This is a genomic window from Methylobacterium indicum (assembly GCF_001043895.1).
GTDB lineage: Bacteria > Pseudomonadota > Alphaproteobacteria > Rhizobiales > Beijerinckiaceae > Methylobacterium > Methylobacterium indicum.
On the sequence record NZ_JTHF01000188.1, the window covers coordinates 1 to 8,987 of the forward strand.

Sequence of the window (8,987 nt, forward strand, 5' to 3'; positions counted from 1 at the left end):
AGCCGCACCAGCCCGGCGGTCGAGAGGCCGGAGGCCTCGGTGACGTGGGCGCGGACCGCCGGGCAGCGCTCCAGCAGGTCGATGACGTTCTCGCTCTCCCAGCCCCGGCGCCCGACGACGACGAGGCGCGGCGTCGCCGGCCCGTGGCGCGCGGCGAGCTCGCGCCAGGCCGACAGCAGCGTGATCAGGTTCTTCCGCGGCTCGATCGTGCCGCAGACGAGGAAGAACGGCCGTGCTGCGGGCGGCGAGGGGGCGGCCTGGAACGCGGCCTCGATCCCGAGCGGCCCGACGGTGACCGGCGGCGACCGGAGCCCGAGCCCCGCGACGTGGCCTGAGAAGCGCTGTCCCACGTCGTCCGAGTTCGCCACGATCGCCTGGGCGTGGCGGGCCATCGTCTCCATCCGCACCCGGTGGCGGCCGGCCTCGCCGTCGCGGCCGTATTCGGGATACTCGATCGGGATCAGGTCGTGGACGAAGAAGACCGGCCGCACGTCCGGCCGGTCGTAGAGCCAGTCGAACCGCGCGGGCTTGTCGAGCCGCAGATGCGAGGTGTGGAGGTAGAGCGCGTTCAGCGGCAAGGCCTCGGGCCCGGGCGCCCGCCACGCGGTCAGCCGGGCCCGCCACTGACGCTTGCGCCGCTGCGCCGCCCCCTCGGGGGCCGCCGCGCCGGTGCCGGCCGCGGGTGCCGGCAGGCCGAGCCGGGCGGCGAGGTCGCGGTAGACCGGATCGTCCCCGGCCGTGACGTCCTCGGTCCAGGCCGCGACCGCCCCCTCGACGAGGTCGGTCATCTGCCGGCGATCGAGGAGTTTTGGGCCGACCGGCGTCGAGACCACCCCGAAGCGCGGCCCGGCCTGCCCCAGCAGATGGCGGGCATAGGCGAGGTCGACCCGGTCGATGCCGGTCGGGCTCGCATGGCGCAGCCGGGTGACGAGGCGGGTGAGGTCGAAGGCGACGGGATGCGGGCGCATGCGGTCCTGGTGCGGCTCGGCGAGGGTGACGCGGTTGCCCGCGTTCCTACACATGCGGCACGGCGGCGCCGAATCCACATTGTGCGGCAGCGCACAAGGCGCGCCCAGGCGCGTGGATGGTTGCCCTTGCAACCCTGAGCGATGATGATTTATCGCATTCGTCAGCGTTCCGTCGCGTTGCGGTGACAAGAGCCGGACGGGGCGGCTAAGATCGTGGGTCGGCGGTGGGCCGGCGTTCGGGTGAGACCATGGCGATCGTCGATCTAAATCGGGAAGCGGTGAAGAACGGCCTGGCGGACAACTCCGTCCTGCTGATCGACGTGCGCGAACCCAACGAGTTCGCCTCCGGCCACATCCCGGGCTCCGTGTCGTTCCCGCTCTCGGATTTCGACGTCGAGCGCCTGCAGGCCCTGATCGCCGCGGACGGCCGCCGGCCGGTCCTGTCCTGCGCCGCCGGGGTCCGCTCGGCGCGGGCGCTGCAGTATCTCCAGAGCCAGGGCATCGCGCTCTCGGAGCACTATGTCGGCGGGTTCAAGGACTGGGCCAATGCCGGCGAGGCCGTCGAATAAATGATCCCTCCCGCCCTCGCGGGCGGAGCCGCCCGCCAGGGCGGACGCGACTTTCACGGCCCCGGGAGGGCCGCGCCGGACGAGGCGCGGTTCCCGTGACGGCCAAGCCCCTCGACGCGGATGCGCTCCGGCCCATCTTTCGTGCGTCCGACGGGGCCGCATGCACGAGATGAACGGGAGAACGAGTATGCGCAGGCTGAGGCTGGCGGCGGTGATCCCGGCGCTGCTGCTGCTGGCCGGGGTGCCGGCGCGAGCCCAGGCTCCGGGCGGTCCGCCCCCCGCGGTCACGGTGGCCAAGCCCGTGGTCAAGGAGGTGGTCGAGCACGACGACTTCACCGGCCGCTTCAACGCCATCGAGTACGTCGAGGTGCGGGCCCGGGTCACCGGCTACCTGCAGAAGATCCACTTCCAGGACGGCGCCGTGGTCAAGAAGGGCGATTTGCTCTTCACCATCGACCGGCGGCCCTACAAGGCGGCCCTCGACCAGGCGACCGCGGCTCTCGATTCGGCCAAGGCGCGGCTGAACTTCAGCCAGACCGATCTCGAGCGCGCCCAGACGCTGAGCCGGTCCGGCAACATCTCCGAGCAGGTCACCGACCAGCGCCGGCAGAATTCCCAGACCGCCCAGGCCGACGTGGACAACGCCACCGCCGCCCTGCGCCAGGCCCAGCTCAACTACGACTTCACCGAGGTGCGCTCGCCGATCGACGGGCGGATCTCGCAGCGGAACGTCACCGAGGGCAACATCGTCATCACCGACCAGACGTTGCTGACGACGATCGTCTCGCTCGACCCGATCTACTTCTCGTTCACCGTCGACGAGCGGTCGTTCCTGGCCTACCAGGGCACGCTCAAGATCGGCATGGGGGCGACCCAGAACGAGCACACGGTGCCGATCCTGGTGGCGCTGACCGGCGAGGCCAAGCCCACCCGCAAGGGCGTGCTCAACTTCGTCGACAACCGGGTCGACGAGGCGACCGGCACGGTGCTGCTGCGCGCCACCGTCGAGAACCCGGACCGCTTCATCAAGCCGGGCCTGTTCGGCATCGTCAGCATGCCGGCCTCGAAGCCCTATCGCGGCATCCTGATCCCCGACGAGGCGATCGGCGCCAACCAGGACAAGCGCCTCGTCTACGTGGTCGGGCCCGACAACGTCGTCCAGCCCCGCAACATCCGCCCCGGCCCGAAGATCGACGGCTACCGGGTGGTGCGCGACGGGCTCAAAGGGGACGAGACCATCGTGATCGTCGGCCTCACCCGGGTGCGCCCGGGCGCCAAGGTCACGCCCGAGGTCAAGGAACTGCCGCCGGTCCGCGAGTAAGCCGGGACGCGCCGCCCCACCGGGCGGCGCGCCCGTCAGGATGCCACGGCCCCCGCCGTCGCGGGGGCGCCACGCCCGACCAGCCGAAGGGCGCGAGAGGCCCACCGATGCGTTTTGCCCATTTCTTCGTCGACCGGCCGATCTTCGCCTCGGTGACCTCGATCGTCATCCTGATCATCGGCTACGTCTCGTACATCTCGCTGCCGGTCTCGCAATATCCCGAGATCGTGCCGCCGACGGTCGTCGTGCGCGCCTCCTATCCGGGCGCCAACGCCGAGACCGTGGCGGCCACCATCGCGACGCCGATCGAGCAGGAGATCAACGGCGTCGACAACATGCTGTACATGTCGTCGCTGTCGACCAACGACGGCAACATGCAGCTGACCGTCACCTTCGCGCTCGGCACCAACCTCGACATCGCCAACGTGCTGGTCCAGAACCGGCTCTCGGTCGCCCAGCCGCGCTTGCCCGGCGACGTGCGCAACCTCGGCGTCACGGTCAGAAAATCCTCGCCCGACCTGATGATGGTCGTGCACGTGCTCTCGCCCGACGGCACCTTCGACCAGAACTACCTCGCCAACTACATCTATCTGCGCCTGCGCGATCCCTTGCTGCGCCTCAACGGTGTGGGCGACATCACGGTGTTCGGCGGCTCGGAATACGCGCTGAGGCTCTGGCTCGACCCGAACAAGCTCGCCTCCTACCAGCTCTCGACCACCGACGTCATCAACGCGCTGCAGGAGCAGAACGTCCAGGTGGCGTCGGGCGCGCTCGGCGCGCCGCCCGCGCCCGCGAGCCAGGCGTTCCAGCTCACGGTGCAGACGCAAGGCCGCTTCCAGGACCCGAGCGAGTTCCGCAAGGTGATCGTCAAGGCGTCCGACGGGCGCCTGGTGCGGATCTCCGACGTCGCCCGGGTCGAGCTCGGCCAGAAGGACTACACGACGAAGTCGTTCCTCAACGGCCAGCCCGCCATCGGCATCGGCGTGTTCCAGCGCCCGGGCACCAACGCGCTCGAGGCGGCCGAGCAGGTCCAGGCGCTGATGAAGACGCTGGCCAAGGACTTCCCGCCCGGCCTCGAATTCAAGATCGCCTACAACCCGACCGAGTTCATCGCGGAATCGGTGCACGAGGTCTACAAGACGCTCGGCGAGGCGGTGGTCCTCGTCGTCGTGGTGATCCTGATCTTCCTTCAGAGCTGGCGCACCGCGATCATCCCGATCATCGCGATCCCGGTCTCGCTGATCGGCACCTTCGCGGTGATGGCGCTGCTCGGCTTCTCGCTCAACAACCTGACGCTGTTCGGCCTCGTGCTCGCCATCGGCATCGTCGTCGACGACGCGATCGTGGTGGTGGAGAACGTCGAGCGCAACATGGCCGAGGGGCTCTCTCCCGGCGAGGCGGCCCACAAGACCATGGACGAGGTCGGCGGCGCGGTCGTCGCCATCGCGCTCGTTCTGTCGGCGGTGTTCATCCCGACCGCCTTCATCCCGGGCATCTCGGGCCAGTTCTACCGTCAGTTCGCGCTCACCATCGCGGCCTCGACCATCATCTCGATGTTCAACTCGCTGACGCTGTCGCCGGCGCTCTGCAAGCTGCTGCTGAAGCCCCATTCCGAGCACCACCGGCCGCGCTTCTTCCTGGCCCGGTTCGGGTCCTGGGCGGCCAACACCTTCAACCGCGCCTTCGACGCGACGGCGAACGGCTACGCGGCGACGATCCGCTTCCTCACCGGACGCCTCGTGCCGCTCCTCGCCATGCTGCTGCTCTACGCGGGCGTGATCTACGGCGTGCTGCACCTCGTGCGCACCACGCCGACGGGCTTCATCCCGCTCCAGGACCAGGGCTACCTGCTGGTGGTGGTACAGCTGCCGCCCGGCTCGTCGCTCGAGCGCACCACCGCGGTGGTGCAGGAGGTCTCGCGCCGCTCCCTCGACATCGACGGCGTCGGCAACACCGTCGTCATCGCGGGCTTCGACGGCGCGACCTTCACCAACACCACCAACGGCGCGGTGATGTTCCTGCCGCTCAAACCCTTCAAGGAGCGCCTGGAGAAGGGCCTCACGGCGGGCAAGATCCTGCAGGCCGTGCTCGCCAAGACCGCGCCGATGCAGGAGGCCCGCATCATCGCGATCCCGCCGCCGCCGGTGCGGGGTCTGGGCAATGCGGGCGGCTTCAAGATGCAGGTGCAGAGCCGCGAGGGCTCGGACATCGCCCGCCTGCTCCAGGTCTCGGGCGACCTGATCGGGGCGGCCAACCGCGACCCGGCGCTGACCCGCGTCTTCACCACCTTCGGCAACGACACGCCGCAGATCTACCTCGACATCGACCGCACGGTGGCGCGGATGCTGAACGTGCCGCTCGCCAACGTCTTCTCGACCCTCCAGGTCAACCTCGGCGGTGCCTACGTCAACGACTTCAACACCTTCGGGCGCATCTACCAGGTCCGCGCCCAGGCCGACGCCAAGTACCGGATGGAGAAGGAGGACATCGAGCGGCTCAAGGTGCGCTCCTCCACCGGTGCGCTGGTGCCGATGGGCACGCTCGCCAGCATCCGCGACATCGCCGGCCCCCAGATCGTCCAGCGCTACAACCTGTACTACTCGATTCCCGTTCAGGGCGATTCGAAGCCCGGCGTCTCCTCGGGCCAGTCCCTCGACGCGATGGAAAAGCTCGCCCGCCAGACCCTGCCCGACGGCATGAGCTTCGAGTGGACCGAGATCGCGTTCCAGGAAAAGGCGGTCGGCAACACGGCGATCTACGTCTTCGCGCTCGGCGTGCTGCTGGTCTTCCTGGTGCTCGCCGCGCAGTACGAATCCTGGGCGCTGCCGCTCTCGATCCTGCTGGTGGTGCCGACCGGCGTGCTGGCGGCCTTGGCCGGCGTGCAGTTCCGGGCCCAGGACAACAACATCCTGACCCAGATCGGCCTCATCGTGCTCATCGGCCTGGCGGCCAAGAACGCGATCCTGATCGTCGAGTTCGCCCACCAGATCGAGGAGAGCGAGCGCCGAGGGCCGGTCGCGGCGGCCGTCGAGGCCTGCCGGCTTCGCCTGCGGCCGATCCTGATGACCGCCTTCGCGTTCATCCTCGGCGTGGTGCCGCTCGCCTTCGCCACCGGCCCGGGCGCCGAGATGCGCCAGGCGCTCGGCACGGCGGTGCTGTTCGGCATGCTGGGCGCCACGATCTTCGGCCTGTTCCTGACACCGGTCTTCTACGTGGTGATCCGCAACGTCATGATCCGGATCAACCGCTGGCGCGGCGTCGACGAGCACCCCGGCGAGCCCGAGCCGGCGCGGTGACCGGCCTCACCGCGTGACGCGAACCGACGCCCCCGGACGCCACCGTCCGGGGGCGTCGTCGGTTCGGGTGCGGCATCGCCGCCCCCGAACCGCCCGCCCGGCTCCCGCATTGCCGGCCTGATTCGAGAGATCGGGAGGTAGGCGTGGCACGGGTGGCGGTGGTGACGGGCGGCACGGCGGGGATCGGTCTGGCGACCGCCCATGCGTTTGCCAGGGACGGCTGGTCGGTCGGGATCGTCGCCCGCGACGAGGGCCGCCTGCGCGATGCGGAAGCGGCCTTGCGCCGGCACGGCGGTGCGGTGCTGGCGATCTCCGCCGACGTCGCCGACGCGGAGGCGGTGAATGCCGCCGCCGACCGGTTCGAGGCCGAGCTCGGGCCGATCGACACCTGGGTCAACAACGCGATGTCGTCGATCGTCGCGCCCGCACCGGAGATCGCGCCCGAGGAATGGCGGCGCGTCACCGAGACCACCTATCTGAGCCAGGTCTGGGGCACGCTCGCCGCGCTCCGGCACATGCGGGGGCGCAACCGCGGCACCATCGTGCAGGTCAGTTCGGGCTTGGGGCTTCGCGCGATGCCCCTGCAGGTGCCCTACTGCGCCGCCAAGCACGCCGTGACCGGCTTCACCGACGGCCTGCGCTCCGAGTTCCTGCACGAGGGCGTCGCGATCGACCTGACAGTGGTGTACCTGCCGGCGGTGAACACGCCGCAATTCGGCTGGGCCCGCACCCGCACGGGCGCCGAGCAGGACATCCCGGCCCCGGTCTTCGATCCGCGGCTCTGCGCCGACGCGATCCTGTTCGCGGCCAACCACCGCCGCCGCGACATCTATGTCGGCCGCTCGACCGTGCAGATGGGCCTGATGCAGGTGGTCTCGCCGGCCCTCTCCGACCGGTTCATGGCCCGCGGCTGGGACGCGCAGATCGGCCCGCCCTCGCCCGACAAGGCCGGCAACCTGTTCGAACCCGCTCCCGGACCCGCCGCGATCGACGGAAAATTCGCCGACAAGACCACGCCGACCCGCAGCGAGTTCGTCACCGACCGCCAGCGCGACGTCCTCGTCGCCGGCCTCGCGGCGCTCGCCGTCGGGGGCGTGGCGGCGCTCGCCCTCGGCGCCGGAGCGGCGCGCCGCCTCGGGCGCCGTCGTCGCCGGCTCCTGCCGCGGGTGTTCTGACGCGGCGCCCCGCGTCGACGCCCGGCCGGGCGCGCCCTATCTCCGGCCGCATCCCTCCGCCTCGCCCCGATAGGTCTCGCGTGCCCGGTTACCTGCCCTTCGCGGGCGCCCTCAAGCTGCCCAGCTTCGTCTGCGACAATTGCGGCTTCTGGCAGCGCCATTTCGCGGCGCCGCCGAGCTGCCCGCTCTGCCTCGACGCCCGCCACGTCGTACCGCAGGACGGCTGGCGCTTCCGGGACGTGGAAGAAGCGCAGGCCTCCTTCCCGTGCCATTGGGAGGAGGTCGAGGCGGGGGTGTGGAAGTTCTGGAACGAGCCGGTCACCGGCATCGGGCCGAGCGCCTACCTGATCGTCACGCCCCAGGGCAACATGGGCTTCGAGGGCTGCCCGGTCTTCAGCGAGGCGGCGCTCGACCACATCGACGCGCTCGGTGGCATGACACTGCTGTCGGCGTCGCACCCGCACAGCTACGGCGCGCTGCCCCAGCTCCAGGACCGCTTCGACCCCGAACTGTGCCTGCCCGCCGCCGACTTTACCTGGAGCGCGGCGCTCCAGGTCTCCTGGCCGTACGATGATACCCTCGAGCCGCTGCCGGGCCTGACCCTTCACCGCACCGCCGGCCATTTCGACGGCCACGCCGTTCTGCACGATGCAACCCGCGGCATCGTGTTCTGCGGCGACGCGCTGAAGTTCGAGCTGAACCCGGACAACCCGCGCGAGGCCCTGACCATCTCGGCCCACAAGGCCTTCGTGCGCGGCGTACCGCTCACCCATGCGGAACTCACCCGCTACCGCGAGGTCTTCGCGGCGCTCGACTTCCACCAGACCTGGACGCCGTTCGAGCAGGCGGCGAATGTCGGGCGGGCCGAGGTGCTGGCGCTGATCGACGCGATGCTGGCCGGGCGCCCGCACGCCTATCCGGTGCCGGTCTCCGACCTTCGCTGACGGGCGGTCACAGTCCGAACTGCGCCCCCGTATCCCCCGGCGTGACCAGGCTGCGGGCCCGGCTGCGGGAGGGCAGGAACGGGAGGGCGGCGCAGGTCGCGCCGACGCTGTCGCACAGCCGCTCGACCGCCCGCACGATGTCCGGCGGGCCGGCGACATGGACGGTGTCGCTGCCGCGCAGGGTCGGCAGGTGGGCGGTCACGGGTCCGTGGCGCACGTCGGCCTGGCCGCGGCGGTCGCGGCTCGCGGCGAGCGTGATCTGCTGCACGCCGGTGGCGCGCAACCAGTCGAGGCCGGGACGCATGTAGAGGTCGTCGGCGTCGGCGGCGCCCGCCACCACCACCATCTCGCGGGCGGTCTCCCGGTGGCGCGCCGCGCGGGCGATCGCCCAGATCGGCGCGAAGCCGGTCTCGGCCGAGACCAGGATCAGGCGGCCGGGGCCGGGACGGTACGGCGTACCGCCGGCCGGTCCCTTGATGCGCACGACGTGGCCGGGCCGCACCGCCTCGCCGAGGGCGGGACCCAGCGTGCCGACGTCGCGGCGCAGGTGGAAGACGAGCTCGTTGAGCTCGGTGTTGCCGTCGATGCGCTGGGTCGGGCAGTAGGGCCGCGCCGGCATTCCCGCGAAGGCGACCTCGACCGCCTGGCCGGGTGCCACGTCGAGGTTGCGCGAGACCGTGACCACCACCTCGATCACCGCGCCGGAGAGCGGGG

Annotated in this window: 7 protein-coding genes; 5 read left to right on the plus strand and 2 right to left on the minus strand. The window is 70.8% G+C overall.

Annotated features, from left to right (window positions below; all coding sequences use genetic code 11):
• Nucleotides 1-968, minus strand: a 968-nt coding sequence (locus QR78_RS21940; RefSeq protein ID WP_048429716.1) for a glycosyltransferase family protein, incomplete at its 3' end; no start/stop codon positions are given.
• Between the two features lie 248 nt (nt 969-1,216).
• Here QR78_RS21940 and QR78_RS21945 point away from each other — a divergent pair.
• The 5 genes from QR78_RS21945 (at nt 1,217) to QR78_RS21965 (ending at nt 8,273) form a co-directional block, all read left to right on the plus strand.
• Nucleotides 1,217-1,537 carry a rhodanese-like domain-containing protein gene (locus QR78_RS21945; RefSeq protein ID WP_048429711.1) on the plus strand — a complete coding sequence of 107 codons (321 nt, stop codon included), beginning with the start codon at nt 1,217-1,219 and terminating at the stop codon, nt 1,535-1,537.
• 187 nt (nt 1,538-1,724) lie between these two features.
• Nucleotides 1,725-2,858 carry an efflux RND transporter periplasmic adaptor subunit gene (locus tag QR78_RS21950; RefSeq protein ID WP_048429712.1) on the plus strand — a complete coding sequence of 378 codons (1,134 nt, stop codon included), beginning with the start codon at nt 1,725-1,727 and terminating at the stop codon, nt 2,856-2,858.
• 107 nt (nt 2,859-2,965) lie between these two features.
• The gene (locus QR78_RS21955) at nt 2,966-6,154 is read left to right on the plus strand and encodes an efflux RND transporter permease subunit (protein WP_048429713.1); all 3,189 of its coding nucleotides are present in this window, start codon (nt 2,966-2,968) and stop codon (nt 6,152-6,154) included.
• 143 nt (nt 6,155-6,297) lie between these two features.
• Nucleotides 6,298-7,329 (plus strand): SDR family oxidoreductase, encoded by a 1,032-nt coding sequence (locus QR78_RS21960; RefSeq protein WP_048429714.1) that lies wholly within the window; start codon nt 6,298-6,300, stop codon nt 7,327-7,329.
• Nucleotides 7,330-7,409: 80 nt separating this feature from the next.
• Nucleotides 7,410-8,273, plus strand: coding sequence for an MBL fold metallo-hydrolase (locus tag QR78_RS21965; RefSeq protein WP_048429715.1), 864 nt, complete (start codon nt 7,410-7,412; stop codon nt 8,271-8,273).
• Nucleotides 8,274-8,280: 7 nt separating this feature from the next.
• Here QR78_RS21965 and QR78_RS21970 read toward each other — a convergent pair.
• The coding region (locus QR78_RS21970; RefSeq protein WP_048429717.1) for a ferredoxin reductase domain-containing protein at nt 8,281-8,987 on the minus strand (707 nt) is incomplete at its 5' end.

Bases quoted from the DNA above. Each gene is read 5' to 3' on its own strand.
- QR78_RS21945 (WP_048429711.1), top strand. From the start codon at position 1,217: ATGGCGATCGTCGATCTAAATCGGGAAGCGGTGAAGAACGGCCTGGCG.
- QR78_RS21950 (WP_048429712.1), top strand. From the start codon at position 1,725: ATGCGCAGGCTGAGGCTGGCGGCGGTGATCCCGGCGCTGCTGCTGCTG.
- QR78_RS21955 (WP_048429713.1), top strand. From the start codon at position 2,966: ATGCGTTTTGCCCATTTCTTCGTCGACCGGCCGATCTTCGCCTCGGTG.